The sequence below is a fragment of the uncultured Gelidibacter sp. genome (genome assembly GCF_947500795.1).
GTDB lineage: Bacteria > Bacteroidota > Bacteroidia > Flavobacteriales > Flavobacteriaceae > Gelidibacter.
Genome location: NZ_CANMTE010000002.1, coordinates 540,744 through 567,002 on the forward strand (window position 1 = coordinate 540,744; position 26,259 = coordinate 567,002).

The following is a 26,259-nucleotide window of genomic DNA, read 5'->3' on the forward strand; positions in this document are numbered from 1 at the left end:
AAACAATTTTAAATTATTGTTTTTTAGGCTTAGCCTTCACCAGTTTCAAAACCTCCTCAATCATAGCATCACTAGCATTTAAAATTTCTTCTGCAGCGTTAGAGCCATATAATTGATCAGCCAAAGCAGCTTTAATCAGCGTTTTCATTTCTTGATGATACGCTACAAACGTAACGTTGCCCTGTTGTTTGTTGTTCAAATATTTTTGAAAACGAAGTACAATATCATCACTTACTTCAAAATTGTTGATGAAATCCTTCTTAGAAATTTCTAAATAGCTTTTGCGATCTTTATCCAATTCTTCAAACACAAAATAATTGATGAGACCACTGTATTTGATATAATTTAGGGTTTCATTTTGCAAACTTGGATCCAAAGGCACAAAAATATCAGGAATTATACCACCGCCACCGTAAACGACTTTGCCTTTAGGCGTTGTGAATTTCAGTGAATCGTCTATTTTGATGTTAATTTCATCATTGAACTCACCATTGCTACGACGCTTGTAATAATCGTTATAATATTCTTGATTATGGCCATTGTCATAAGGACGTTGGATGGAACGACCGGTTGGAGTGTAATAACGCGATACGGTTAAGCGTACGGCGCTACCATCGCCTAAAGACATTTCACGCTGTACCAACCCTTTGCCATAACTACGACGGCCAATAATGGTGCCTTTATCATTATCTTGTAAAGCGCCTGCAACAATTTCGCTGGCAGATGCTGAGTTTTCATTGATTAAAATAAAGACTTCACCTTCTTCAAAATCGCCTTTTTTTGTGGCGAAACTTTTATCGATACGTCCAGATTTGTTTTTGGTAAACAGGATGAGTTTATCGTCTTCCAAAAATTCGTCTGCAATCTGTTCTGCTATGGCCAAGAAACCACCTGGATTGTCTCGTAAATCCAATACCAATTTTGTGGCGCCTTCATCTTGCAATTGGTCTAAAGCTCTTTTGAATTCTTTATAGGTAGATTCAGCAAATCGGTTGATTTTAATGTAAGCCAATTCCGGAGTCAGCATATAAGCGGCGTCCACACTGGTAATAGGAATGCTTGAGCGTTTCACACTGAAATTGATGAATCGGTTTTCGCTTTTGCGATAAATTTTCAGTTCGATTTTGCTGTTCTTGTCGCCTTTTAGCTTCTGAATAATTTGATCATTCGTCCACTGACGACCAAAAATCGAATCGCCATCAGCCATAATTATCCGATCCCCGCTTTTGATGCCTGCTTTTTCACTAGGTCCTCCTGCAATGGGTCTGATGACGGTAATTGTGTCTTTATAAGTGTAAAAACTGACGCCAATACCCACAAAATCACCTTTCATATTCTCGGTAACACGTTGTAAATCGGCTTTAGGGATGTAAGTAGAATGTGGGTCGAGCTTGTCTAAAATACCATTAACGGTAACGTCTACAATACTATCGGTGTTGACATTATCAACATATTCATAATCGATATAATCAATAAGACGGTTGAGTTTGTCTTTCTTACTGTTGGAGGTGAATAAACGGTCAGAATTGTCTGTGAAATTGAGTTTTCCACCAATAAAGACGCCGGCTGCAACTGCAACGCCAATAATCAATGGAATATATTTCTTTTTAAAAGACATTATGAGTTTAAATCTTCAATATGTTGTAGTTCTATGCCCGCTTTGGACAAAAATTGGAGGCCAGAATCATCTTTATAGCCTTCATGATATACAACACGAATGATGCCAGCCTGGTGAATTAATTTACTACATTCTTTGCAAGGTGATAAGGTGATGTATAAGGTGGCGCCTTTACAGGATTGTGTGGAGGACGCTACCTTTAGTATGGCGTTGGCTTCAGCATGGAGGACGTACCATTTTGTGTAGCCTTCATCATCTTCGCAATAATTTTCAAAACCTGTTGGAGTGCCATTATAACCGTCAGAAATGATCATTCGGTCTTTAACGATGAGCGCGCCAACTTGTTTGCGTTGGCAATGTGATAATTTGCCCCATTCTTTTGCTATCCTTAAATACGCCTTATCATAGCGCAACTGTTTTTTATTTGGCATTGATGTAATTTACGATTTTGAAAGTACGGTTTTTTAATAGGTGTTATTTGAATTATCTAAAACCTTGTACGAATATAAAATCTTCGTGTTTTAATTTATCTAATTTAGAGTTAAACTTTGGCGAATCTGTCAGATTTATGCAAATAACTCACTGTTTATCAACATAGGGATAACTAATCCTACAACTATAGCAGAAAGAATCATGATCCAATCGCGTTTTGAAATTCTGAAAATAGTTTGGCATAAAAACCCTAAAAACAGGACTGCAAATACGATAATGAGCTGTGCTAATTCGATGCCCAGAGCAAACTCTACCAAAGGCAATAATTTGTTTTCCTCCCTGCCTACAAACATTCTAAATTCGCCAGCAAAACCGAGTCCGTGTATCAATCCGAAAAACAAGGTCGAAAAAAACAGGATCCCAATTTTTTCACTTGGAGCTTTCTTACCCGCTGTAAAAACGTTGTATAAGGCAACAACCAAGATGGTAATAGGAATTAAAAATTCTACCAACTTAGAGCTGACACTAATAACACCGTAAACAGCCAGTACCAAACTGACCGTATGGCCTAGCGTAAACATGGTAACCAATAACAATACGCGTTTCCAATCCTTGAACATATAGGGCACCGTAAGTACCAACAAAAACAGGACATGGTCATAGGCATTGATGTCCAATACATGGTTCATGCCGTATTGCACGTTAAACCAAAAGTTGTCTAGCATAATTGTGTTGTTTGGGTAGCTTCAAAGGTACGAGGAATGCTATGAGTTGCAAAATATATTTTGTTAAACGGGGAGAGGGGAAGTAGGTGGAAATGTGGAGGTTTTGGATTGGAGAGAAGAGAATAGAGAATAGAGAATTAAGAATAAAGAATTTAAGAATAGAGAATAAAGAATAGAGAATAGAGAATAGAGAGAGACTTGTTATTATTTGTGATTCCAGTAATGTAAAAATACCTAATGCTGTGACGAAAGAGCGTCAAATTTAAAATGAACCAACCTCCAGTCTAACAGCGTAGCGGTCTCTATTCTCTATTCTAACAGCGAAGCGGTCTACTCCAAAGCAGCGCAGCGGTTTTAATTTTCCCGGAACACTAAGTGAATCGCAGACAGGAATAAGATGAGAAGAGAAAAGAGAATAGAGAGAAGAGACTTGTAAGGAGTTATGCTCGAGGTTTGGTATTTATAAATGATTCCATTAATGTAAAAATCCTTAATGCTCACATGAAAGAGCGTCAATTCTCAAAAAGAACCAGCTCAAGTCTAACAGCGAAGCGGTCTCTATTCTCTATTCTAATAGCGAAGCGGTCTACTCCAAAGTAGCGCAGCGGTCTTAATTTTCCCGGAACACTAAGTGAATCGCAGACAGTAATAAGATGAGAAGAGAGAAGAGAATATAGAGAAGAGACTTGTAAGGAGTTATGCTCGAGGTTTGGTATTTATAAATGATTCCAGTAATGTAATAATCCTTAATGCTCACATGAAAGATAGTCAAAATCTCAAAAAGAACCAGCATCAAGTCTAACAGCGCAGCGGTCTCTATTCTCTATTCTAACAGCGCAGCGGTCTATCTTAGAAGTGACGTGACTATGCTTTTCGATGGGGCAATAGCGGTGGCGGTTCTCCATTAAACGGATTCCATCTGCCAATGGTTCGTGCTTCCATACCTGCCGCACTAATGACGGCCCTGTCGCCATAACGTTCACGCATTTTGTCAATGGCTTCGCTTAAGTGTAGGAATTTGGTATCGTCATCAAACAAATTGACTTGATGTCCGCCTTCTACCAAATGGCTGAATTTTACCCCAATCAACCGCACTAAGAGCCGTCGGTTATAAAGCTTTGCAAATAAATCCAACACTATGGGAATGATGTTGTGGTCCATCGCGCTATATGGAATGCGTTGTTGTTGGGTATAAGTTTGAAAATCAGAATAGCGGATTTTAAAAGTGATACACGCAGTTAATTTATTGCCACGGCGTAATTGATAGGCCAAATTCTCGGCCATGGCAATAATAATACCTTTCAATTTGGTGACATCTGTAGTGTCTTTGTTGAAGGTGCGTTCCGTAGAAATAGATTTACGCTCATGGTATTGAATCACCGGCGAATTGTCAATACCATTGGCTTTGTTCCAAATGCTCAAGCCGTTTTTGCCGAGCACTTTGTACATGAGTTCCATAGGCATTTCCTGTACGGTCCTGATTTGTTTGATGCCCAAATCGCAGAGTGATTTATAGGTGACTTCACCCACCATAGGGATTTTTTTAACGGATAAGGGTGCGAGAAATGGTTTTTCAGTCCCGGAAACAATTCTTATCTCATTATTGGGTTTTGCCTCGCCGGTTGCAATTTTGGAAACGGTTTTGTTGAGCGACAATCCGAAGGAAATGGGCAATCCTGTTTCGCGGATGATGCGCTGGCGTAATTCTGAGGCCAGTTTATGGCAGCCAAAAAACTTGTCCATTCCGGTCAAATCAATATAAAATTCGTCGATTGAAGATTTTTCGTATAAGGGCACAGAGTCTTTAATAACGTCAGTCACGTTTTGGGAGAATTTGGTGTACGTGCCTGCATCGCCACGAAGAATGATGGCTTCGGGACACAATTGTTTGGCCATCCGCATGGGCATGGCAGAATGCACGCCAAATTTCCGCGCTTCATAACTGCAGGATGCCACCACACCTCTATCGCTAGTACCACCAATAAGCACGGGTTTTCCGTTGAGGCGACTGTCGAGCAGGCGTTCACAGGACACGAAAAAAGTGTCCAAATCCATGTGTACTATAGAGCGTTGGTAGGTCATTTTTAATAAGATGAATTAAGAGTTGAGAACGTTAATTGGTTTTCAAAGCCTTAAAAAATAAAGTGATTATGGGGTTTGTGTGATTTGACTTTCGTTAACTAACCGTCGGAACAGGTCTGACTTCTGGTTTTGGTTTTCCTTTTGCTAACATTTGACTGTAAATATTTCTTGCTGTAGAAGCTTGAGGTGGCGGATTGGTACTATACCTCGGGTCTTCAATCACGGCCAAGCGTTCCATATGGGTGACTTCAATAGAAACGCAATCAAATTCAATCATCACTTTGCCTGTAATGCTATAAATGCCTTTGCCTCTAAAAGGAAATTTTGCTGCCACAGGAGGAAAGTGGACCGTGTCTATAAAATCGCCATCCCGATCTAAAAAATTTCCAAAATGCATGATTTTACCACTAGTCGTTTTAGTGTTTTTTGTGGTGATGAGGTAACCTTCAATCGTAACGGTTTGCTCTTTCATGGTTTCCAAATGCTTCGCACGTAACGGGTTTATAGAAGGGTTTTCTAGCAGATGAAACGGATTGCAGAGCGGAAAGCCTAACAATTCAATCTCATCAAAAGCATTTTCCAATGCGGTACTTGGCAATTCTGGGGTTTTATAGTGGACGCGTTCGGTTTTAAATAAGGTGACTGCAGGTTCTTGCGCTACGTGTTTGCTGATTTTTAAATGGGCTTCCCATAGCAATTCGCGTTTATTGTTTCCCGTGAATCGGAATGCATTGATTTTTATCAAAATAGACACTTGTTCTATAGAAATGGGAACACGTTCAATAAAGTCGTCCAAACTTAAAAAAGCCCCGTTTTCATTACGTTCTTTAACGATGCGTTTGATGGTTTTTGATTCAAACGATTGTAAAAACATAAAACCGAGATAAATGGTTTTTCCATGAATAACTGTTTGCGTAAAACTATGATTGATGCAGGGTGCTTCAATAATCCCGCCGTTCATTCGGGCTTCATGAACATAGAGTTCCGTGCTGTAAAATCCGCCAAAATTATTAATGGTAGCCACCATATATTCCAATGGGAAATAGGCTTTCATAAACAAACTTTGGTAGCTTTCTACGGCATAGGAAGCGGAATGTCCTTTTGCAAAAGCATAGCCCGCAAAACTTTCAATTTGTCGCCAAATATCTTCTACGAGTTCATCCGGTTTTCCCGAGTTTTTGCAATTGTCAAAAAACTGTTGTTTCACTTTCATAAACTCTTCACGCGATCGGAATTTACCCGACATACCGCGCCGCAGCATATCTGCCTCTCCCAATGTGAGTCCGCCAAAATAATGCGCCACTTTTATCACATCTTCCTGATATACCATCACGCCATAAGTTTCGGGCATAATATCGAGTAAAATTTTTGGTGCATCTTTACGACGCTCCGGGTCGCGGTAGCGTAGAATATATTCGCGCATCATGCCACTTTTGGCCACACCGGGGCGAATGACGGAACTTGCGGCTACCAAACCTAAATAATTATCGACGCGTAATTTCCGCATCAGCATGCGCATGGCGGGTGATTCTACGTAAAAGCAACCAATAGCTTTGGCGTTTTTAAGCAAGTATTTGATGCGGGCATCTTGTTTAAAACGTTTGATGTCGTGAATGTCAATCGGTGGTTTTTCAGGATGGTTATAGGCCACAATTTCTGTAGCTTCCTTTATTTTGCCGAGTCCACGTTGGCTTAAAATATCAAATTTATACAACCCGATATCCTCTGCAACCACCATGTCAAATTGCGTGGTGGCGTAACCTTTGGGCGGTAAAAAAGTAGCGCCGTAATAATGGATTGGTTTTTCTGAAATCAGAATACCACCAGCATGAATGCCCAAATAATTAGGAAATCCTTGAATGTATTTGCTATATTTAATGACCAGTTGCGACAATTGATCCAGTTGTTTAAGATCGTATTTGCCTCGGGTCAGCATATCCATTTCTGATTTTGGTAAACCAAAGACTTTACCCAATTCGCGCACGGAGGCTTTAAATTTAAAGGTGTTATAAACCGCGATAAGCGCGGTATTCTTAAATCTTTTAAAAATAAAATCGGTAATATCATCGCGATCCCGCCAGGAGAAATCGAGGTCAAAATCGGGTGGATTTTGTCTAAAAACGTTAATGAATCGCTCAAAATACAAATCGAGTTCCACAGGATCGACATCCGTAATGCGTAGCAAATAGGCCACAATGCTATTGGCGCCACTACCGCGGCCTATATAGAAATAATTTTTACTGCGCGCGTATTTTAAAATCTTCCAATTGATCAGGAAATAAGAAACAAAGCCTTTTTGCTCAATAATAGTGAGTTCTTTTTCAATCCGCGTAAAAATCCGCTCTCCCGGTTTTTTATAGCGGTAATGCAAACCGTCATAGGTCAGTTTTCTCAGTAACCTAAAATCTAAAGCCTCATTGCGGGTGTAAGAGCGTTGGTTGTTTGGGTTTTCTTGAGAAAAGTCAAAATCCACACGGCATTTTTCGAGAATGGACGCTGTATTTTCAAGAAGTTCAGGAAACTCATTATAGGTGTCGCACAATTCCTGATACGGCAACATGGTGTCTGTTTCTTGGGCTTGTTCGCTTTTTGGAAGCTTGCTCAACAAAGTGTTATTATCGATGGCACGTAATAAACGGTGGGTATTAAAATCTTTTTTATTCTGAAATGATACGGTTTGTAAAACGACCAACTTGTTCCGCAATGCATTCCATTTTGAGAATTTAAGATGATTTAAATCCTGTGGCTTGATGCCTAAAAACTCATGGTCTTTAAGCTGATAGTTTTTTTTATGGATGTACGGATAAATCACAAAGACATCTTCTAATTCTGGAGCGATTTCAGGGATTTTTAATTCTGAATTGTGTAAAAACCCAGAGAGGTAGGTGTTGATATTTTGGAACCCTGTATTGTTTTTTGCAATCAGAATAAATTGCTGCTGAACGCCATTTCTGAAATCAATGCCCAACACGGGTTTAATCTTGTATTTTGAAGATAATCGCGCAAAATCCAAACAGGCCGAAGTACTATTAATGTCTGTCAACGCTAACGTCTGTAGTCCATTTTCTGAAGCAATGGCAAGCAGTTGTTCCGGCTTGATGGTGCCGTAGCGAAGGCTGTAGTAAGTGTGACAATTGAGGTACATTTTTTTTCGGTTTGCTTATTTTTCAAAATTAACTATTATTTGTAGTGAGTCTTGCTTATATTTGTAGCAAGTTTTAAAATGCAGAATTAAGGTTTGAGAATCAAGTACTAAGAATCAAGATTCAGGACTTTGTCTCAATAGTGTATTTGTAGTAGAAAGAAGAAAATGAAAAACATTCAAGCAAACATAAAACACCTTCGCTCCTTAAAACAGTTGTCTCAAGAGCGTTTTGCCGATGAGTTGGGTTGGTCACGATCGGTAGTGGGATCATATGAGGAAGGGCGTTCAGAGCCACCCATTGACCGATTGATTGATTTGTCAAATTACTTTAAAATTCCCATTGACATTTTGGTCAAAAATGATTTGCGAAAAGCCAAAGACACCTCGTTTATTGATATTGGAAGTAAGCGCGTGCTGTTCCCGATAACCGTTAATGAAGACAATGAAGATCTTATTGAAATTGTGCCTGCAAAAGCCTCTGCGGGGTATTTGGCAGGTTATGATGATCCAGAATATATTGAACAGCTGCAAAAAATTAAGCTGCCTTTTCTTCCTACAGGAACCCACCGTGCCTTTCCAATTAAAGGCGATTCCATGCTGCCCGTAAAAGACGGGTCTTTTGTGGTGGCAAAATATGTTGAGGATATTCAGGATGTAAAAAATGGACGCACCTATATTGTGTTGACTAAAGATGATGGACTGGTTTATAAGCGCGTGTATAATTTAATTGAAGAGAAACAGACCTTGATGTTAAGCAGCGATAATAAAGCCTATCAACCTTATGAAGTTCCTATTGAAAATGTGTTGGAACTGTGGGAATTTACCTGCTGTATCAACACTCAGGAATACGATGAAAAGGAATTGAAAATGAGCAGTATTATGGCAATGTTCCAAGAATTAAAAGTAGAGCTGGAAGCGGTTCAAAAAATGGCCTAATGGGAAAAACCAAAGCAACATATACCATTATTGACGTCGAAACCACCGGACGTGGTAACAAAATCACTGAAATTTCCATTTTTAAATATGATGGTGACAAGGTGGTTGATGAATTCACGTCGCTGGTCAATCCGGAGTCTTTAATTCCTGACTATATTACCGCATTAACTGGTATTGATAATGCGATGGTAGCGGATGCGCCAACCTTTGCAGAAATTTCAGAAGCGATTCTTGCCATTACTGAAGACACTATTTTTGTGGCCCATAATGTCAATTTTGATTATAACGTGATTCGTAATGAATTCAAAGCTATTGGCGGCGATTTCAGACGACGTAAACTGTGTACGGTGCGGTTGTCGCGTACGCTGTTCCCTGGGTTCCGATCGTATAGTTTGGGAAAATTGTGTGCTACTATGGAGATTGATTTGGTAGACAGGCACCGCGCACGCGGTGATGCAGAAGCCACCGTGACCTTGTTTCAAAAACTATTGGCCCATAAACATTCGGAAACCGTTTTTGCTGATTTTTTGAAAAAAGGTTCGAAAGAAGCCACCTTGCCGTCGCACTTGCCAAGCGCCATTTTTGAAAGCATTCCTAATGGTCCGGGTATTTATTATTTCAAAAACAAGAAAGGAAAAATCATTTATGTTGGGAAGGCTATCAATTTAAAAAAGCGTGTTTTAGGGCATTTCTATGATAAGAAAGAAAAGGAACTGAACCTTTGTAGAGAAACGGCCCATATTGATTATGAACTGTCGGGCAGTGATTTGGTGGCGCGATTGATGGAAGATGCGGCCATTAAGCATCATTTTCCGCTCTATAATCAAGCTGCCAAACGTGTGCCAAAGCCCTATGCGGTTTTTAGTTATGAAGACCGTCGCGGTATCCAACATCTGGCATTTAATACGCTTAAAGCGACACCATTTCCGCTACAAATCTTTCATAGTATTCGCGATTGCCGATTGTATTTAGAGCAGGTATGCGAGAAATTTGAATTGTGCCCTAAATACTGCCATTTGCAAGAGAGTGTTTGGACCTGTTCGCATTACAAATTGACCACTTGTAAAGGTGTTTGTAAGGATGAAGAATCGGTGGTCGATTATAACGAACGGGCGAATTTGGCCATTGAATATATGGCAACGTCCAATCAGAACATCGTCTTAAAGGAAAAGGGACGGCATCAGGAAGAGGAAGCTTTTATATTGATAAAAAACGGACTCTATCTCGGCTATGGATTTGTAGAAAAATCGGAGCAGATTGTACATATGGACGATTTGGAAGCCTTCCTTATTCCGCAAAAGGAAACGATGGAAGTTCAGGGTATTTTGAGAAAACTAGTGTTGCAGTCTTCAACTATTGAAACTCTAGAATTGCACTAATTTTAAAATTTTTCATAAAAAAAGCACTTAAGAAATTAAGTGCTTTATGTTTTTTAGATTGAAATGTTTAGTCTGTCACACGATACCATTTTTGGGTTCTGTAGAAAAAGGCCACATAACCACGAACGTTTAAGGTGTTTGGACTGTCTTTATCAATCCACATTTTGCATTTGTATTCTTTGCCTTTCTGCGGATCGAAAATCGTACCGCCTTCATACTCATTATCACCATTTTTAGTCAAACCTTTCACTATAACCAAGCCTTCAATGGGCTGATTATAATCTTTTCCTTCACATTTAATGCAAGGTTTGCCTTGATCTTCAGGTAGCAATAATTTTGAAACCTTTCCGTAAATTTTTCCGTTAGCACTATAAAGTTCAACGATGGATTTGGTCTTGCCTGTTTCATCATCAACCGTTTTCCATTTGCCCGTAATTTGCTGTGCTTGGGATGATGGAATGCTCAAGAGTAATCCGAGGCATACTAAATAGGTTTTTATCGATTTCATAACTGAATATTAAAGAATAAATCGAATTCCCACATTAATTCCTGTGCCACTTGCATTCACGTATTGCGTCGGGATGAGACGTGGTTTGGTTTGGTCAGGTTGAGTGGTGGTACTTTGATTATAATCATCAGAGAATTCAAATTCTTTTTCATAAACAGGTAAATCTGCTAATTGTTGTCCCGGTACCAATTGCGATTGTCCGCCAGAAATAGCGGTTGTAGAATATTCCGTGATTTTTGCCGATTTACTTTTGATGCTTAAGTTTTTGATCTCTACTTCACCAAAAATACTCAAGTTGTCGCTGATTGGGTAAGTGATTCCTAATGCTCCAAAATAGCCCACGCTAAATTTAGCTTGCACTTCACTCAATGCCTCTACCAAAATATCCGTGCCTTCGCCACCGCCATTTTTTTGTCTTGCAACAGTTTCAATCGTCAGGTCGCCTGCTACAGGAACAATCAATCCGATACGTGCGTAAGGGTTAACCGCCTTAAAATTTGGAGTGATGAAGATTCCTGGAGCCACATCAAAACCTCTTAAATAGGTGTTGGCTTCAGAATTGACCTGCGGACTTCTCAAACGCCCAATCATTGTTTTATCACCATGGAAATACGTGATGCCGAATTCAGCACCAAAATAAGGATTGAACATATAGCCACCAGTAACATTAAATTTCATTCCAGCACCAGCCGTCCCATTTAAGGATTTTACATTAATTGAAGACCCGTCTGCATTCACGGTAATATCAGTAGATTGCTTGATGCCGGTAAGTTCATTTGGGTCGGAATTATTAAATTCTGTTTTTCCAGATTGAAAACTGTAACCGCCAGTAACACGGATGTAATAGTTTGAATCCTCAATAGGAGTCATGTCATTTTGAGCTTGCGAAACATAAGTTGTCGCCATTAGTATACAAGCTAACAAAGCGTTGCGTGTCATTTTCATAATTGTAATTTTTTAGTTGTATAATTTTTTGATGTGGATATGGTTGAGGTACTATTTTTCAAAACCATAATGGGAGGTAAAGTTACGAAGAATAAAATGCTTCAATGCATTAAATCCTAACCCATATAGGCGTTTGTGGGCACTTGGGTTACCATCATACGACTTATTTTTGACGATTTAAACGGTATAAAGAGTGGTTTTTAATCACATTATAATTGGATTTTCAGACTGAAATTGAATCGATTACAACACATTTAATATCAAAATTATCTACTAGTACCTACCAGTTTGTATATGTGGAAAAATATTCTACATTTGTTACATGGGCATTGTCAATATTAAAGAGAAATCCAGCATTCCTAAGTACAAACAAATTGTGGCTTCCATTGAAGCTGCCATTGTTGCCGGTACTTTAAAAAAAGGGGATAAGTTGCCCTCCTTAAATTCAATTAAAAATCAGCATTCCTTATCCCGAGATACCGTTCTTACTGCGTTTAATGAGTTGAAAACCCGAGGAATTATTCAATCTATCGTTGGAAAAGGCTATTATGTAAATAGTGTTGATGTTGAGGTCAACCATAAAATATTCTTACTTTTTGACGAATTTAATTCGTTTAAGGAAGATTTATACAATTCGTTTCTATTCAGTTTAGGCGATAATATTCAAGTGGATATTTTCTTTCATCACTTTAATCAGGATATGTTCGCCAAGTTGATTAATGATAATGCTGGAGATTATAGCGCGTATGTCATCATGCCTGCAAATCTGAAGAATACCGGACAAGTTATAGAACGATTGCCACAGGATAAGGTTTATATTTTAGATCAAACACATGCCGATCTCAAGCAATACCCTTCAGTTTTTCAAAATTTCAAGAAAGATATATATCAGGGACTTGAAGTAGCTTTAGATAAAATTAAATCGTATCAAAAACTCGTTTTATTATATCCTGCATCGCGACAACCTCAAGGGATTAAAGATGGCTTTCAGGCATTTTGCGAACATCACAATCTGACTAATGAAATCATTGATAGTTTTTCAAATAGGACAATAACTGCCGGTGAACTTTATATTGTATTGGACGATAAAAACCTAATTCGAATTATAAAGCATATTAAAGAACAAGAGTTGCTACTGGCAAAAGACGTCGGTATTATCTCTTATAATGACACTTTATTAAAAGAAATTGTTGAAGGCGGCATTACGACCATTTCAACCGATTTTAATCTAATGGGGCAACGATTGGCAGAGATGATTCTGAATAAGGAATTTGCCCAAGTTGAAAACCTGAACCGTTTAATAATTAGAAAATCTATATAAACCTTGTATACACTTACAAAAAAAGAAGCGCATGGGTTGCAGTTTGTTGAACTGACTAATGCTGACCAAACCACTAAAGCTACATTATGTCTTAACCAAGGTGGCCGATTGAGTGACCTTGTGTTTAATGGTATTGCGGTGCTTGCCGACTATGCTCCGTCAACGTATAAAGACAATTACGCCTCTTCTATTTTGTTTCCTTTTGCGAACAGAATTAAGGATGGCACCTATTCTTTTGAAAATCGTAAATACACGTTAGATTGTAATGAAGTGGATAAAAACAATGCACTTCATGGGTTGGTTTATGATAAAACCTTCGAATGTAGTGGTGAAGATCTTCAAGCAAATTATGGAGCTATCACGCTAAATTATAATTACGATGGTTCTTGCAAAGGATTTCCATTTAAGTTTGAAATGAGATTGACCTATAAATTATCTGGTGATGATTTAAGTCTGTCGGTTGAAATAAAAAATAACGATACGAAGGCACTTCCATTCACCTTAGGCTGGCACCCGTATTTCGTGAGTAAAAACATAGATGAAAGCAGTCTGCATTTTGATAGTGAAACTCAATTTTTATGCGACACTCAGCAAATTGTTTCCGGCACATGTCCTTTTGATATTGAAATGCCGTACCATCTTAAAGGTGTCACTTTAGATGATGGATATGAGCTACAATCTAATACCGTCCAATTTCATACGCCAGAATATCTTTTAAAAATTGGCAGTACTTCTGAAAAAAAATATTTACAATTGTACACACCTAAAACTCCAAATGTTATTGCGATTGAGCCAATGACGGGTGCGGCAGACAGTTTTAATAATGCTATAGGCTTGCAAACATTACAGCCAAATGCAGAGTATGACGTTACATGGACTATCGCATTTAAAGATCTTAGAGACTAATGAACACTAACAAACTAATCAGATAATTATGCAATTTTTAACTTTTATTGGGTTTACGGTACTCGTGGCGGTAATCTCCTATTTAAAAACCAGAAGAACAGATGAAGGCACTTCAGATGGGTATTTCTTAGGCGGACGTAGTTTAACTGCCGGCGTCGTTGCAGGATCATTATTACTTACCAATTTATCTACGGAGCAATTGGTGGGACTTAATGGATCAGCTTATCAGAGCGGGTTGTCCGTAATGGTGTGGGAAACTGTTGCTGCCGTTGCGATGGTATTAACCGCTATTTTCTTATTACCACGCTATTTAAAGGGCGGATTGACAACTATACCGGGGTTTTTGGCGGAGCGTTTTGACGTCACAACCAAGACCTTAACCTCTGTGTTATTCCTTTCGGGCTATGTAGTTGTGTTACTTCCGGTTATTTTATATTCTGGCTCTTTGGCTATTAGTGGGATGTTTGATGTGCCTGAACTATTAGGTGTTACCCAAACCCAGTCTATTTGGATCTGTGTGTGGGGCATTGGGATCATCGGATCTATTTATGCCGTATTTGGTGGACTTAAAGCCGTTGCGGTATCTGATTCTATTAATGCGATTGGCTTGTTGATTGGTGGTGTGTTAATCCCGATTTTTGGGTTGTTGATGATTGGTGATGGAAATATGTTAGATGGCTTATCCATCCTTACTACTGAACATCCTGACAAATTTAAATCGATGGGAGGACCGACAGATCCGGTGCCATTCTATACCATATTTACAGGGATGATGTTGGTGAATTTGTTTTATTGGGGAACCAACCAACAGATCATCCAAAGAGCACTTGGGGCTAAAAATTTAAAAGAAGGCCAAAAAGGATTGTTGTTGGCCGGGTTTATTAAAATATTAGGGCCAATCATTGTGGTTTTACCAGGATTGATCGCTTATCATATGTTTCAAGGAACATTAGAAAATGCAGATAGTGCCTACCCTATGTTGGTTAAAAAAGTATTACCTACAGCTTTTGTCGGCTTTTTTGCAGCGGTAGTTTTTGGTGCTATTTTGAGTTCCTTTAATAGTGTACTAAACAGTTCCGTTACTTTGTTTGGTATCGATGTCTATAAACAACACATCAATAAGGATGCTGACGAAAAAACGGTAGTTAAATACGGTAAAACTTTTGGAATTGTCTTAGCAATTGCGGCTATGTTTATTGCGCCACTGATTGCTAACGCAGGTAGTTTGTTTGCGTATTTACAAGAAATCAACGGTATTTATAGTATTCCAATCTTGACCATTATTGTAGTTGGCTATACCACTAAACGCGTGCCTGCTATCGCCGCAAAAATTGGATTAATCTCAGGATGTTTATTATACATTATCAGCCAATTCTTCATGAAGGACTATTTTATTGGGAAGGCCCTTGCTGAAGCATCGGCTTCAGGAGTTACTGATACAGCTGCGTTAGCACTAGTTGAAGCGCAAGCTTATCCTCACTTTTTAGATATCATGGCCATTCTATTCGTGTTGAATATTGTGATCATGTTAATCATCGGGAAACTAAGACCAAGAGAAACACCTTTCGTTCAAGAATACACCAAACAGGTAGATATCACCCCTTATAAGCATGTGAAGTCTGTTGGCTTGGTCATCTGTTTATTGGTTATTGCAGTGTATGTTTATTTTGCTTAATTATGAAGAATAAGAAATTAATTAAAGACGTTAAACAGCGTTTTAAATCACATTTTAATACAGAACCTTTACTTGTCTATTCGCCAGGAAGAATCAATTTGATAGGAGAACACACTGATTATAATGAAGGTTTTGTGTTTCCTGCCGCCATCAATAAAGGCATCGCACTTGCTATTCAAAAAAGTGATGCTTCTACAAGTAAAGTTATTGCCTTAAACATGGAAGAAGCGCATGAATTTGGCTTGGATGCTTTAAAACCTTTGAGTGATGGTGGATGGCGAAATTATATCTTAGGGGTTATTGCTGAAGTTCAAAAGTTGGGTAAAAACCCAGGCAACTTTAATAGTGTGTTTACAGGAAATATTCCTGGAGGTGCAGGCATGTCTTCATCAGCAGCCTTAGAAAATAGTTTTGTCTATGGGTTGAATGAACTTTTTGATCTAGGCTTGACCAAAGAGGAGATGATTTTAGTCTCCCAAAAAGCAGAGCATAACTTTGTAGGTGTTAATTGTGGGATTATGGATCAGTATGCCAGTATGTTTGGCATCACGGACAGCGCTTTACTTTTAGATTGTAGAACGGTCGAGTCCAAGGCTTATACTATCGATTTTAAAGATTATGAGTTGATGCTCATTAATACTAATGTAAAGCACGATTTATCAGAAAGTGCCTATAACGACCGACGCGCAGTATGTGAGAATATATCAAAACTTCTAAATGTTGATGCTTTAAGGGATGCAACAAAGGAGGATTTAGATGGTTTGAAGTCTGAGATTAGTGACGCTGATTATCAAAAAGCACTCTATGTCATTCAAGAAAATAACCGAGTACAGTGTTTTGCTGAATCGATAGAAGAAAATGATGTTGACACTTTGGGAGACTTGCTTTTTCAATCGCATAACGGTTTGAGCAAACAATATCAAGTGAGTTGCGCTGAGCTGGATTTTTTGGTGGAGCGCGCCAAAGAAAGTCCCGATGTTGCTGGTGCCCGCATGATGGGTGGCGGTTTTGGTGGCTGTACAATCAACTTGGTGTTGAAAACTGCCTTTAAAACCTTCAAAAAAGAAGTTTCTGAACAGTATAAAAACGAATTCGGAACAACGTGTTCTGTTTATAAAGTGAAGTTGTCACAGGGAACACACGTTATCAAGTCTTAATTATACATTAAAGTACAATGAATACAAATTTACAAGATTACTCGCATAAACGATTCAATATATTAACTGGCGAATGGGTATTGGTGTCGCCACATAGAGCGAAACGCCCGTGGCAAGGACAGAATGAAACGGTGGCAAATGAAAACCGTCCAGCACATGATCCAGAATGTTATTTGTGTGCGGGAAATACACGGATTAATGGCGAAAAAAATCCAGATTATAAAGATGCCTTTGTCTTTACCAATGACTTTGCGGCTTTGCAAACCACATCACCAGTGTTTTCTGTAAATGAAGGCTTGTTTAAAGCGGAGAGCGAACAAGGTATTTGTAAAGTGATTTGCTTTAGCCCTGACCATTCCAAAAGTTTGGCGGATATGGCAGTTGAAGATATTACGAAAGTGGTTAAGACCTGGCAAGCTGAATATGACTTATTAGGTGCTAATGAAGCGATTAACTACGTGCAGATTTTTGAAAATAAAGGTGCCGTAATGGGCTGTAGCAATCCACATCCGCACGGGCAAATTTGGAGTCAATCAACCTTACCAAACGAGGTAGAGAAAAAAGATTTACATCAAAAAACCTATTATGATACGCATAAAAGCAGTCTTTTAGGCGATTATTTAAAGCAGGAACTTGAAGCGCATGAACGTATTATTTATCAGAATGACCACTTTGTAGTACTGACGCCATTTTGGGCGGTTTGGCCGTTTGAAACCATGATTGTTCCGAAGTACAACTACACCAATATTTCAGAATTATCAGATGCTGAAAGCATTGCTTTTGCAGATGCTATTTCTAAAATCACCAAAGCTTATGATGCACTGTTTCAAGTGTCATTTCCATATTCTAGCGGAATTCATCAAGCACCAACCAACGGACAAGATAATAGCCATTGGCATTGGCATATGAGTTTTTATCCACCATTATTGAGAAGTGCGACGGTTAAGAAATTTATGGTAGGCTATGAGATGTTTGGCTCACCACAACGTGATATTACTGCGGAGCAAGCAGCGGATAGGCTTAGAGCGTTGGTTGTATAATAAAATATTTATGACGATAAAAAAGGCTTCAATAATTCTATTGAGGCCTTTTTTGAAGGTATCGCACGCTAATCAGTATTTTAACCCCTTTACTAACTCTGCAAATCCTGCCGCAGGTTTCCAGTCCGATTCTGGTTCAAAATAATTCCATAAATATGCGGAAATTGCTCTCTGTAATTCCCATGCTTTATTGTCAAATCCCCAAGATTCATCGGCATTGTTTTTAGTAGCAATGTAAAACACATAATCTCCACTTGGCGCATTCACCATCACTAATTCTGAACGGGATTTATTAACCATCCCTTGTTTAGCAGCGGTTTGAACGTATGGCGGAATTTGAGAAAGTGAATAATCGGTATAAAAGGAGTTGCTCATAATTCTGTACATCTCATCACTCGCAGCTTCATCAACTAAGGCTCTGTTTCTCATTTTTATAAGCAAAGACGCCATTTCCCGAGGTGTAGTTTGTCCCCAGCCATAGGTTTCCCAATCTAAAGTTCTGCCTTCGGTTCGGCTATTCACTCGCGTATGCTTCAAGCCTAAGTCGGCCATGGTTTTGTTGATGGCCAGTCCGCCACCTACAAGTTCTTGACACCACAATGACGTGGTATTATCACTCATCGTAATCATCAACGACACCAAAGTACGAAGGTCCGTAACGGTACTGTCTTTATAAAACTGCATTAATCCTGATCCGCCATACACACGTTTTGCATCATACACCATGGTGTCATTAAGATGCAATTTCCCGGCTTTTATCTGATTAAACACTTCAATTAAAATTGGCACCTTAACAATGCTCGCCGTTGGGAAAATAGTATCGGCATTGATGGCCGCTTCTTTTTGGGTTTTAAGATTGTAAACATAAATGCCAACATCGCCTTCAAAGTTTTTGACGAGTTCTGTAAGTCCGGATTCCAAAGTTTTATCAGTTTGTTGTGCCGACATAAAATGACATAAAAAAATTAGCACTAAGGAACAATATAGTTTTGTTTTCATAAATAAGACGTGTGAATTGTATTCTTGGGATAATTTACGAAATTTATGATTATTGTGCCTTTTTTTGATAAAAACAGTAGGATGTTGCGCAACGAGATTAACGTTAGGAACGTAAAACCAGGATTGTTGAGAAATCTGCTAAGCCTCCAAATCCAGCTCCATAATTGTTTGGGACGTATAATAGCCCAGTAAGCTCAACTCACGCACCGTAGTCAGAAAGGTGTATAAATGGTAGTCTGGTTTGATAGCATTTGAAAGCCCATTATAATCGGAGTCCAGCATTTCAAATACGGCTTTTTCTTGATCCTTCGAAATATTAAAATAAGTGCTGAGCATCAATTCATAATTTTGTCGAGTACCTTCAGTGGTTGAATTGCCCGTGATTTTTAAAAATCGTTTGGAAAATTCAGTAACACCCAATCTCATTTCCTTTTGCTGTTGATCATCTAGCACATGCTGGCACATCTTGTCAACAAAATGTGCAGTGTTGAGGTCTTTCGCGCCAACAGTGGCTGTTTTAGGTAGTATGAGATCTACTAACTGTGCGATGTTATACATTTCAGAAGCCTTAAAAAACTCTGAAGTTACCGTCGTTTTTTCATCGCTGCAGGAATTAAACAAACTGATGATGGTTGAGCCTGAAACCGCAAAACCAAAGGACAATGCCATGTTTTTAAGAGCCGTTCTTCTATCCATCATTACAACAGGTTTTGTTTTAATTGTTTTACCGCATGATCTACCGCTCTCGCCGTAAGTGCCATATAGGTTAGCGACGGATTTTGGTTTCCGGAAGAAGTCATACACGCCCCATCTGTGACATAAACGTTGGGAACGGCGTGAATTTGATTGTATTTATTTACTACAGAAGTTTTTGGATCGTGGCCCATTCGCGCAGTGCCCATTTCATGGATGGCATGCCCCAAATAGAGTGCGGTATCAAAACCTTTAACATCTTCAAAACCGGCAAGCTCTAACATTTTTATGGCTTCCTGCTGCATGTCTTTACGCATCTCTAGCTCATTTTCTTTAAATTCTGCATCAAAAGTTACTGTTGGAAGTCCCCATTGGTCTTTTTTAGTGTAATCGAGCGTCATTTTATTCTCATGATAAGGTAGACATTCGCCAAAACCCGTCATGCCGATGCGCCAAGGCCCAGGTTTTAAAAGCTCGTCCTTAAGCGCTTCTCCGTAGCTCAATTCTTTAATGGCGCGGCGCCAATCGGTTCGGCTGGCACTGCCTTGAAAGGAATACCCTCTTAAAAAATTAGGCTGAGGTTCCGTGTCTTTTAAATTTCTAAAACGTGGAATGTGGAAACTTGCAGGACGATTATTAGTGTAAGGCACCTGTTTAAATTTGGTTGTGGTACCTGTAGCGCCAACTCTAAAGTGGTGGTCCATTAAGTTGTGGCCCAATTCGCCACTGTCGTTTCCTAATCCGTTTGGAAAGCGTTCAGATTTGGATTGTAATAAAATGCTCGTTGTGCCTACGGTAGAGGCGCAGCAGAAGATTATTTTAGCGGAAAATTTAAGAGTTTCATGCGTTTGGGCATCTATAATTTTGACCCCTGTTGCTCTCTTGCTCGTGTCGTCATAAACAATTTCAGAAACGATGGAATGCGGTCTTAAGGTCATATTGCCTGTGCGTTCTGCGGCAGGTAAAGTGGACGAATTACTACTAAAGTAAGCACCTAGTGGACAGCCACGCATGCATCTGTTTCTGTACGCGCAATTTGCTCTTCCTGTATGATGGGTATCGCCCGTAAGATTGGCGAAGCGACCCATAGTCAAATAACGGTTTTTATAATGCTTGGAAATTTGATCTCTAAAATCTTTCTCCACTTCATTTAAGGGCATTGCAGGCGATAGATGGCTGTCGGGCAAGTGTGGTAATCCTAAGTTTTCACCACACACGCCAATAAACTGTTCCACCTTTGTATACCAAGGTTCAATGTCTTTATAACGAATTGGCCAATCTACTGCTATACCTTCGAGTTTGTTTGCTTCAAAATCGAGGTCGCTCATTCTTAAAGCTTGTCGCCCCCAAGTAAGTGAGCGTCCACCAACATGGTATCCTCTGATCCAATCAAAACGTTTGGTTTCATTATAAGGGTGTTCTAAATCGTTGACAAACCAATGGGCAGTAGTTTCTTGGGTTACAAAACCGGTGCGACTTTGTATAGGTTGCTTCGCATTCGCATCGGCGCTTGGCTTCCCGCGGAATTCGAAGTCCCAGCTATCTTTAGTAGCTGTAGGATACTCGCCGTGGTTAACCATTCGGCCTCGCTCGAGGACTAAGGTTTTGAGTCCGTGTTCACATAATTCTTTTGCCGCCCAGCCCCCCGAAACTCCGGTGCCAATTACGATGGCATCATACGCCTTATTCAATGTTTTATGCTTTTAATTTGAATCCGTGCAAATTTAATCTTTACATCAGCTACTCACAAAGAAAACAATTTTATAGAAGTTGGAATGGGTGTTTTTTAGGCTAAAAGGAGGAGTATTTTGTGGTATGGCAGGGGTGAGCGGATGGATTGCATTTGAAAGAAGCGGATCTCTTAATATGTAACTATAAATAGGGTGAGTTATTGGTTGTTCTTTTTGATTTCTTAGTTAAGATATCAGGGTCGAACAAGAACAGATTTAAGTTTAGTAATAGTATGGACTATTTTAATCGTTGTAAATTAATTCAATAGTCATAGTGTCGATTCTTTTGCCTGGTGAATTATCAATATTAATAGTTGTTGCTCTAACCGTTTCAATTTTATGTGGAACTCCAGGATAGTAATAATAGTCGTACGTATTGTTGTCTTGTATTTCAAACACAGCATTTTTTAACATCTCTTCAGTTTCTGTGCTGCCTTCATTCATTTTGAGAACAACCTGTCTTAATAACGCTTTAGTGTCTTCCGGATTTAAATTCAATTCTTGTTTTATGGTGCAAAAGCCTTCATCAAAATCCACATTTTCAAAAGTCAGCGCCGCTTTTGCTTTTATCGGATCTCCACCAAACATATTTGGCAACTCGTCATCGTAATAAAAAGGATGCGTAATATCAAACTCAACGCCCATTGGAAAATGAAAATACTGTAATTCCTTTAAGACCAACTCTTCAATGCCTTGCCTTGTGCCATATATAGCTGATAAAGGTTCTAATGAGTTTTTTAATTTTTTAGCCAGGTTCTCATCATTTTTACTTAAAACATTAACAATGTCACTTATCATGCTAGTCATGGTTTCACTGACTTCCTCCCAATTTATTATTTCTATCAAATCGCCAAGTTCAGACGTTGTATATATGATTTCTATCAAATCATACTTTGAAAATTTATCCGATAATTCTTGAGGAATATTATAGGTGTTTCCTAAATTGTTTTTGTAGCTCCATTTTATGGTATACGAAGTTTCTGTGGAATCAATTACGGTGAAATTTGCAATATATTCCTGCTTTTGATCTTTAACGAGTTTGTCTTCTTTCCATTGCTGATTTGTTTTTGAGACTTTAAAATCATAACTATCACCAATTGACCAATAGGCCACGAAAGCGACTTTGGTACTATCAGTCTGTGAATAAAATTGAAATGAGTTTAATGTAATAATTGCAATTAGAAGGGTTTTTTTCATTTTTTATCAGTTCAGTAATGTATCATTCACGTAAATACATATACCGTAACATGTCTATAATTATGAGACAGGAATTTTATATGTGGCGAATTGTAACAGCAAGTAACTTAATATTTATGGTTATTCCTATTGGTAGTTTTGCTTTGTTAACAGATTGGAAAATTTATTAAATGTTTCAAGTATTAACATGACTAAAAATGTTTTTGCATTTCTTTATGTGTCAAGACGGAGATAAAAAATAGACTCCGAAGAATTTGATATGGTAACCAAGTGATTTTTATTCTTTTAGAAAAAATACAATTTAGAAATAAAAGGAATGATTAAATTTACAAAACGTTGCAAGTCATTTATGATTAGTAACGGTTAAAGAACATTAGTATAATAGGAGAATTGTAAGACATTTTTATTTTTGAAAATATAAATAGGATACTAAAATTTTAAACAATGAAAACAGAATATATTGACATTCCATTAGTTAAAAACGAAGAGAAAAAACGCTTTGAAATTGAAATTGATGAGCACTTTGCCTTCATCGATTATAAAGAACCTGGCGATAAAATAGCGTTGATACATACCGAAACAGATCCGGAATTAGCGGGGAAAGGTGCTGCAGCTGCCGTGGTGGAGAAAACATTACATTATTTGGATGATAACAATATCACTTTACTTCCATATTGTCCTTACGTATTTGCCTATATCAAGAAACATCCAGAGTGGAAACGTATCGTTAGTCCAACATTTGATGGTTATGACAAGCTTTAAATCAATGTATGGTAATTGACTACTGTGCTTTTGAGAATTGGGTCTGCGACCTAAATAAAATTTCTTAAGCGTTATAGGTCTAATAAAAAAAGGCTCCAACATTTCTGTTGAAGCCTTTTGTACTCAAGGCGGGAATCGAACCCGCACTCCGAAGAACTGGATTTTGAATCCAGCGCGTCTACCAATTCCGCCACTTGAGCAATTAGGACTGCAAAATTATAAAATAATTTATTATAAACAATCATTGTTGACGGATAAAATTTAAGTGGGATTAGAAAATTTTATAAAAAAATATTCTAAAACAGGGTTCTTAATCTTCTTCAAAATGATTTTCAATCTCATGGTTTTGCCGATTTATAATCCAACTAACTGAATGCTAAATCTTCCCATGAATTATCCCGATCAGAATTTAAAGTCTTGATTCTTGGCTCTTACAGCGAAGCGATCATGATTCTATTTTCAACCATTAATCAAAAACAACTAAAAATATCTATTATTTATCCATTTCTGTCCAAATAAATTCCTAAATTTGCAGCCTGTTAAACAGAACGAGCATTAATTCGTTATAAAACACTTCATTACAGATGCCTAACGTTGCTACAAAAGCCAAGATTTTTACGTGTTCTCAAAGTAGAGAACTTGCAGAAAAAATTGCAGCCACCTTTGGTGAGCCTCTTGGTAAGGTTATTACATCAACTTATAGCGATGGTGAATTTCAGCCATCTTATGAAGAATCTATTAGAGGGACACGATTGTTCATCATCGGATCAACACATCCTGGACCGGAAAACCTAATGGAAATGTTATTGATGATTGATGCTGCAAAGCGTGCTTCAGCAAGACATATTACAGCAGTTTTACCTTACTTCGGTTGGGCAAGACAAGACAGAAAAGACAAACCTAGAGTTCCAATTGCTGCTAAATTAGTAGCTAAAATGTTGGAAGCTGCAGGTGCAACCCGAATTATCACTATGGATTTACATGCTGATCAAATTCAGGGCTTTTTTGAAAAACCAGTAGATCATTTATTCGCATCGACAGTGTTTTTACCATATTTAAGAAGTTTAAATCTTCCTAATTTAACTATTGCTTCACCAGATATGGGTGGTTCTAAAAGAGCTTACGCGTATTCTAAAGCATTAGAAAGTGATGTGGTTATTTGTTACAAACAACGTGAGAAAGCAAACGTGATCTCGCATATGGAATTGATTGGTGATGTAACAGGTAAAAACGTCGTATTGGTAGATGATATGGTGGATACCGCCGGGACATTGACCAAAGCTGCAGATTTAATGATGGAGCGTGGTGCTTTAAGTGTAAGAGCAATTTGTACACATCCAATTTTATCTGGTAGTGCTTATGAGCGTTTGGAAAACTCAAAATTAGAGGAGTTAATTGTAACAGATTCTATTCCTTTAAAACAAAAAAGCGACAAGATTAGAGTAATCAGTTGCGCAAATTTATTTGCTGAGGTAATGCATAACGTACATTACAACAAATCAATCAGCTCTAAATTTTTAATGTAGTCTTTGAATATAAGCTGCATACCAAACATGTATTTTTAATTATTAACTATAAATTTTCAAAATGAAATCAATTACAATCAACGGATCTCAAAGAGAAAGCGTAGGCAAAAAGGCAACTAAAGCCTTACGTAATGCTGGTCAGGTTCCTTGCGTATTATACGGAGGAGACAAACCAGTGCATTTCTCAGCACCTGAATTGGCTTTCTCTAAACTGGTTTATACGCCAAGTGCGCATACAGTTGTGATTGCCATAGAAAACGGACCGTCTTTCAACGCAATTATGCAAGACATCCAATTTCACCCAGTAACAGACAGAATCTTACACATAGATTTCTATCAGTTATTTGATGATAAAGAAATTACAATGGAAATTCCTGTACATATCATAGGAACTTCTAGAGGTGTATTAAATGGTGGTGTTTTACGTAGAAATCAACGTAAACTTAGAGTTAAAGCTCTACCAGCTAACTTGCCAGATTTTATTGAAGCGGATATCACGCCATTAAAAATCGGTAGTAAATTGTACATCACTTCTTTAGAAAACCCTGATTACAAATTCTTACACCCAGTTAACACTGTAGTTTGTCAAGTTAGACGTTCTAGAGCAAGTGTTGCTGAGTTTGAAGATGATGAAGAAGAACTTGAAGAAGGAGCAGCAGCAGAAGGAGCAGAAGCAACTGAAGCAGCTGAAGGTCAAGAGTAAATCTTGCTTCACAACATATTTAAAGGCATCCTGTTTATTCAGGATGCTTTTTTTATTTTTGTCAACATTCAGAATGGTAAATTATTTGAACCCTTCTGATTTGTAAGAATATTTAAAAAGCAGCGCATAGCTCGAGAATGCTGAAGTTTTTAAAACATATTTTTAAACCCTCAAAGCGACCAAATCAGGTTGAAGAAAGCACTATGAAAAAATATCTCATTGTAGGTCTTGGTAATATTGGAAGTGATTATGTAAATACAAGACATAATATTGGTTTTAAGGTCTTAGATCATTTGGCCAAACAGGAAGATTTGAATTTTGAAACCCGAAAATTGGGAGATGTTGCTGAGTATAAGTTTAAAGGACGACAATTTATCTTGTTGAAACCTAATACTTATATGAATTTAAGCGGTAAGGCTATTGTGTATTGGATGGCTAAGGAAAACATCCCTTTAGAAAACGTATTGGTTATTACTGATGATTTGAACTTACCTTTTGGTACCATTCGCTTAAAGACAAAAGGGAGTGCCGGTGGTCATAATGGATTGAAAGATACGCAGGATAAATTACAGACTACTAATTACAACCGATTTAGATTTGGGATAAGTGATGCCTTTAGCAAAGGCAGACAGGTGGATTATGTGTTGGGTGAATGGACACCTGAAGAGAACGCAAAATTGGGAGAGCGCTTGGATAAATCGGTTGAACTGATCAAATCTTTCGCAATGGCAGGTGTTAATATTACGATGAATACCTTTAACGGACAGTAAACATTAGTGT

Annotated in this window: 22 protein-coding genes and 1 tRNA gene; 11 read left to right on the top strand and 12 right to left on the bottom strand. The window is 38.3% G+C overall.

Features of this window, described 5'->3' with window-relative positions; translation table 11 throughout:
* Window positions 1-13 precede the first annotated feature (13 nt).
* From Q0947_RS07580 to dnaE, 5 genes are all read right to left on the bottom strand, one after another.
* Window positions 14-1,618 (bottom strand): S41 family peptidase, encoded by a 1,605-nt coding sequence (locus Q0947_RS07580; protein WP_299394763.1) that lies wholly within the window; start codon window positions 1,616-1,618, stop codon window positions 14-16.
* Window positions 1,618-2,049, bottom strand: coding sequence for a dCMP deaminase family protein (locus Q0947_RS07585; protein WP_299394765.1), 432 nt, complete (start codon window positions 2,047-2,049; stop codon window positions 1,618-1,620). Before Q0947_RS07585 ends, Q0947_RS07580 begins: the two co-directional genes overlap by 1 nt.
* A gap of 135 nt (window positions 2,050-2,184) precedes the next feature.
* Window positions 2,185-2,775, bottom strand: coding sequence for a HupE/UreJ family protein (locus tag Q0947_RS07590; RefSeq protein WP_299394767.1), 591 nt, complete (start codon window positions 2,773-2,775; stop codon window positions 2,185-2,187).
* Window positions 2,776-3,639: 864 nt separating this feature from the next.
* Window positions 3,640-4,857, bottom strand: coding sequence for a DNA polymerase IV (gene dinB / locus Q0947_RS07595; protein WP_299394770.1), 1,218 nt, complete (start codon window positions 4,855-4,857; stop codon window positions 3,640-3,642).
* 94 nt (window positions 4,858-4,951) lie between these two features.
* The gene (gene dnaE / locus Q0947_RS07600; RefSeq protein ID WP_299394773.1) at window positions 4,952-8,002 is read right to left on the bottom strand and encodes a DNA polymerase III subunit alpha; all 3,051 of its coding nucleotides are present in this window, start codon (window positions 8,000-8,002) and stop codon (window positions 4,952-4,954) included.
* A 165-nt stretch (window positions 8,003-8,167) separates the two neighbouring features.
* Between dnaE and Q0947_RS07605 the strand changes: the two genes are divergently transcribed.
* Both Q0947_RS07605 and Q0947_RS07610 read left to right on the top strand, forming a co-directional pair.
* On the top strand, window positions 8,168-8,938 hold the full coding sequence (locus Q0947_RS07605; RefSeq protein ID WP_299394776.1) for a LexA family transcriptional regulator: 771 nt from the start codon (window positions 8,168-8,170) through the stop codon (window positions 8,936-8,938).
* The gene (locus Q0947_RS07610) at window positions 8,938-10,317 is read left to right on the top strand and encodes an exonuclease domain-containing protein (protein WP_299394779.1); all 1,380 of its coding nucleotides are present in this window, start codon (window positions 8,938-8,940) and stop codon (window positions 10,315-10,317) included. The genes Q0947_RS07605 and Q0947_RS07610 overlap by 1 nt, the downstream gene beginning before the upstream one ends.
* Before the next feature lie 67 nt (window positions 10,318-10,384).
* Here Q0947_RS07610 and Q0947_RS07615 read toward each other — a convergent pair whose 3' ends face one another.
* Both Q0947_RS07615 and Q0947_RS07620 read right to left on the bottom strand, forming a co-directional pair.
* Window positions 10,385-10,825 (bottom strand): DUF2147 domain-containing protein, encoded by a 441-nt coding sequence (locus Q0947_RS07615; RefSeq protein ID WP_299394782.1) that lies wholly within the window; start codon window positions 10,823-10,825, stop codon window positions 10,385-10,387.
* 9 nt (window positions 10,826-10,834) lie between these two features.
* Window positions 10,835-11,770 carry an outer membrane beta-barrel protein gene (locus Q0947_RS07620; RefSeq protein ID WP_299394784.1) on the bottom strand — a complete coding sequence of 312 codons (936 nt, stop codon included), beginning with the start codon at window positions 11,768-11,770 and terminating at the stop codon, window positions 10,835-10,837.
* A 322-nt stretch (window positions 11,771-12,092) separates the two neighbouring features.
* On the opposite strand from Q0947_RS07620, the gene Q0947_RS07625 reads away from it, so the two are divergent.
* From Q0947_RS07625 to Q0947_RS07645, 5 genes are read left to right on the top strand one after another with little or no spacing between them, the layout of a single operon-like run.
* Window positions 12,093-13,091, top strand: coding sequence for a GntR family transcriptional regulator (locus Q0947_RS07625; RefSeq protein WP_299394785.1), 999 nt, complete (start codon window positions 12,093-12,095; stop codon window positions 13,089-13,091).
* Window positions 13,092-13,094: 3 nt separating this feature from the next.
* On the top strand, window positions 13,095-13,997 hold the full coding sequence (locus Q0947_RS07630; RefSeq protein ID WP_299394788.1) for an aldose 1-epimerase: 903 nt from the start codon (window positions 13,095-13,097) through the stop codon (window positions 13,995-13,997).
* Window positions 13,998-14,025: 28 nt separating this feature from the next.
* The gene (locus Q0947_RS07635; protein ID WP_299394791.1) at window positions 14,026-15,672 is read left to right on the top strand and encodes a solute:sodium symporter family transporter; all 1,647 of its coding nucleotides are present in this window, start codon (window positions 14,026-14,028) and stop codon (window positions 15,670-15,672) included.
* Between the two features lie 2 nt (window positions 15,673-15,674).
* Window positions 15,675-16,829: a galactokinase gene (galK, locus tag Q0947_RS07640; RefSeq protein WP_299394796.1), complete on the top strand. Its 1,155-nt coding sequence runs from the start codon at window positions 15,675-15,677 to the stop codon at window positions 16,827-16,829.
* 17 nt (window positions 16,830-16,846) lie between these two features.
* A complete protein-coding gene (locus Q0947_RS07645; protein WP_299394801.1) occupies window positions 16,847-17,869 on the top strand; it encodes a UDP-glucose--hexose-1-phosphate uridylyltransferase in 1,023 nt (340 codons plus the stop codon).
* Between the two features lie 72 nt (window positions 17,870-17,941).
* Here Q0947_RS07645 and Q0947_RS07650 read toward each other — a convergent pair whose 3' ends face one another.
* The 4 genes from Q0947_RS07650 to Q0947_RS07665 all read right to left on the bottom strand — a co-directional run bounded on the left by Q0947_RS07650 (window position 17,942) and on the right by Q0947_RS07665 (window position 22,488).
* Window positions 17,942-18,868, bottom strand: coding sequence for a serine hydrolase (locus tag Q0947_RS07650; protein WP_299394805.1), 927 nt, complete (start codon window positions 18,866-18,868; stop codon window positions 17,942-17,944).
* A 138-nt stretch (window positions 18,869-19,006) separates the two neighbouring features.
* On the bottom strand, window positions 19,007-19,567 hold the full coding sequence (locus Q0947_RS07655; RefSeq protein WP_299394810.1) for a gluconate 2-dehydrogenase subunit 3 family protein: 561 nt from the start codon (window positions 19,565-19,567) through the stop codon (window positions 19,007-19,009).
* Window positions 19,567-21,252: a GMC family oxidoreductase gene (locus Q0947_RS07660; RefSeq protein ID WP_299394814.1), complete on the bottom strand. Its 1,686-nt coding sequence runs from the start codon at window positions 21,250-21,252 to the stop codon at window positions 19,567-19,569. Before Q0947_RS07660 ends, Q0947_RS07655 begins: the two co-directional genes overlap by 1 nt.
* A 282-nt stretch (window positions 21,253-21,534) precedes the next feature.
* Window positions 21,535-22,488: a hypothetical protein gene (locus Q0947_RS07665; RefSeq protein WP_299394818.1), complete on the bottom strand. Its 954-nt coding sequence runs from the start codon at window positions 22,486-22,488 to the stop codon at window positions 21,535-21,537.
* A gap of 444 nt (window positions 22,489-22,932) precedes the next feature.
* Between Q0947_RS07665 and Q0947_RS07670 the strand changes: the two genes are divergently transcribed.
* On the top strand, window positions 22,933-23,250 hold the full coding sequence (locus Q0947_RS07670; protein WP_299394821.1) for a GNAT family N-acetyltransferase: 318 nt from the start codon (window positions 22,933-22,935) through the stop codon (window positions 23,248-23,250).
* 120 nt (window positions 23,251-23,370) lie between these two features.
* Here the strand turns inward: Q0947_RS07670 and Q0947_RS07675 are convergent.
* Window positions 23,371-23,450: transfer RNA gene (locus Q0947_RS07675), tRNA-Leu, on the bottom strand.
* Between the two features lie 384 nt (window positions 23,451-23,834).
* Here Q0947_RS07675 and Q0947_RS07680 point away from each other — a divergent pair.
* The 3 genes from Q0947_RS07680 (at window position 23,835) to pth (ending at window position 26,249) form a co-directional block, all read left to right on the top strand.
* Entirely contained in the window at window positions 23,835-24,776 is a 942-nt protein-coding gene (locus tag Q0947_RS07680; RefSeq protein WP_299394825.1) for a ribose-phosphate pyrophosphokinase, read from the top strand.
* Window positions 24,777-24,837: 61 nt separating this feature from the next.
* Window positions 24,838-25,479, top strand: a complete 642-nt coding sequence (locus Q0947_RS07685) for a 50S ribosomal protein L25/general stress protein Ctc (protein ID WP_299394829.1) — start codon at window positions 24,838-24,840, stop codon at window positions 25,477-25,479.
* A 137-nt stretch (window positions 25,480-25,616) separates the two neighbouring features.
* Entirely contained in the window at window positions 25,617-26,249 is a 633-nt protein-coding gene (gene pth, locus Q0947_RS07690) for an aminoacyl-tRNA hydrolase (RefSeq protein WP_299394834.1), read from the top strand.
* Window positions 26,250-26,259: the final 10 nt, after the last annotated feature.

What these genes read in the sequence shown, in the direction of transcription:
- Q0947_RS07580 (WP_299394763.1), bottom strand. Translation starts at nt 1,618, where the DNA reads ATGTCTTTTAAAAAGAAATATATTCCATTGATTATTGGCGTTGCAGTT.
- Q0947_RS07585 (WP_299394765.1), bottom strand. Translation starts at nt 2,049, where the DNA reads ATGCCAAATAAAAAACAGTTGCGCTATGATAAGGCGTATTTAAGGATA.
- Q0947_RS07590 (WP_299394767.1), bottom strand. Translation starts at nt 2,775, where the DNA reads ATGCTAGACAACTTTTGGTTTAACGTGCAATACGGCATGAACCATGTA.
- dinB (WP_299394770.1), bottom strand. Translation starts at nt 4,857, where the DNA reads ATGACCTACCAACGCTCTATAGTACACATGGATTTGGACACTTTTTTC.
- dnaE (WP_299394773.1), bottom strand. Translation starts at nt 8,002, where the DNA reads ATGTACCTCAATTGTCACACTTACTACAGCCTTCGCTACGGCACCATC.
- Q0947_RS07605 (WP_299394776.1), top strand. Translation starts at nt 8,168, where the DNA reads ATGAAAAACATTCAAGCAAACATAAAACACCTTCGCTCCTTAAAACAG.
- Q0947_RS07610 (WP_299394779.1), top strand. Translation starts at nt 8,938, where the DNA reads ATGGGAAAAACCAAAGCAACATATACCATTATTGACGTCGAAACCACC.
- Q0947_RS07615 (WP_299394782.1), bottom strand. Translation starts at nt 10,825, where the DNA reads ATGAAATCGATAAAAACCTATTTAGTATGCCTCGGATTACTCTTGAGC.
- Q0947_RS07620 (WP_299394784.1), bottom strand. Translation starts at nt 11,770, where the DNA reads ATGAAAATGACACGCAACGCTTTGTTAGCTTGTATACTAATGGCGACA.
- Q0947_RS07625 (WP_299394785.1), top strand. Translation starts at nt 12,093, where the DNA reads ATGGGCATTGTCAATATTAAAGAGAAATCCAGCATTCCTAAGTACAAA.
- Q0947_RS07635 (WP_299394791.1), top strand. Translation starts at nt 14,026, where the DNA reads ATGCAATTTTTAACTTTTATTGGGTTTACGGTACTCGTGGCGGTAATC.
- galK (WP_299394796.1), top strand. Translation starts at nt 15,675, where the DNA reads ATGAAGAATAAGAAATTAATTAAAGACGTTAAACAGCGTTTTAAATCA.
- Q0947_RS07645 (WP_299394801.1), top strand. Translation starts at nt 16,847, where the DNA reads ATGAATACAAATTTACAAGATTACTCGCATAAACGATTCAATATATTA.
- Q0947_RS07650 (WP_299394805.1), bottom strand. Translation starts at nt 18,868, where the DNA reads ATGAAAACAAAACTATATTGTTCCTTAGTGCTAATTTTTTTATGTCAT.
- Q0947_RS07655 (WP_299394810.1), bottom strand. Translation starts at nt 19,567, where the DNA reads ATGATGGATAGAAGAACGGCTCTTAAAAACATGGCATTGTCCTTTGGT.
- Q0947_RS07665 (WP_299394818.1), bottom strand. Translation starts at nt 22,488, where the DNA reads ATGAAAAAAACCCTTCTAATTGCAATTATTACATTAAACTCATTTCAA.
- Q0947_RS07670 (WP_299394821.1), top strand. Translation starts at nt 22,933, where the DNA reads ATGAAAACAGAATATATTGACATTCCATTAGTTAAAAACGAAGAGAAA.
- Q0947_RS07680 (WP_299394825.1), top strand. Translation starts at nt 23,835, where the DNA reads ATGCCTAACGTTGCTACAAAAGCCAAGATTTTTACGTGTTCTCAAAGT.
- Q0947_RS07685 (WP_299394829.1), top strand. Translation starts at nt 24,838, where the DNA reads ATGAAATCAATTACAATCAACGGATCTCAAAGAGAAAGCGTAGGCAAA.
- pth (WP_299394834.1), top strand. Translation starts at nt 25,617, where the DNA reads ATGCTGAAGTTTTTAAAACATATTTTTAAACCCTCAAAGCGACCAAAT.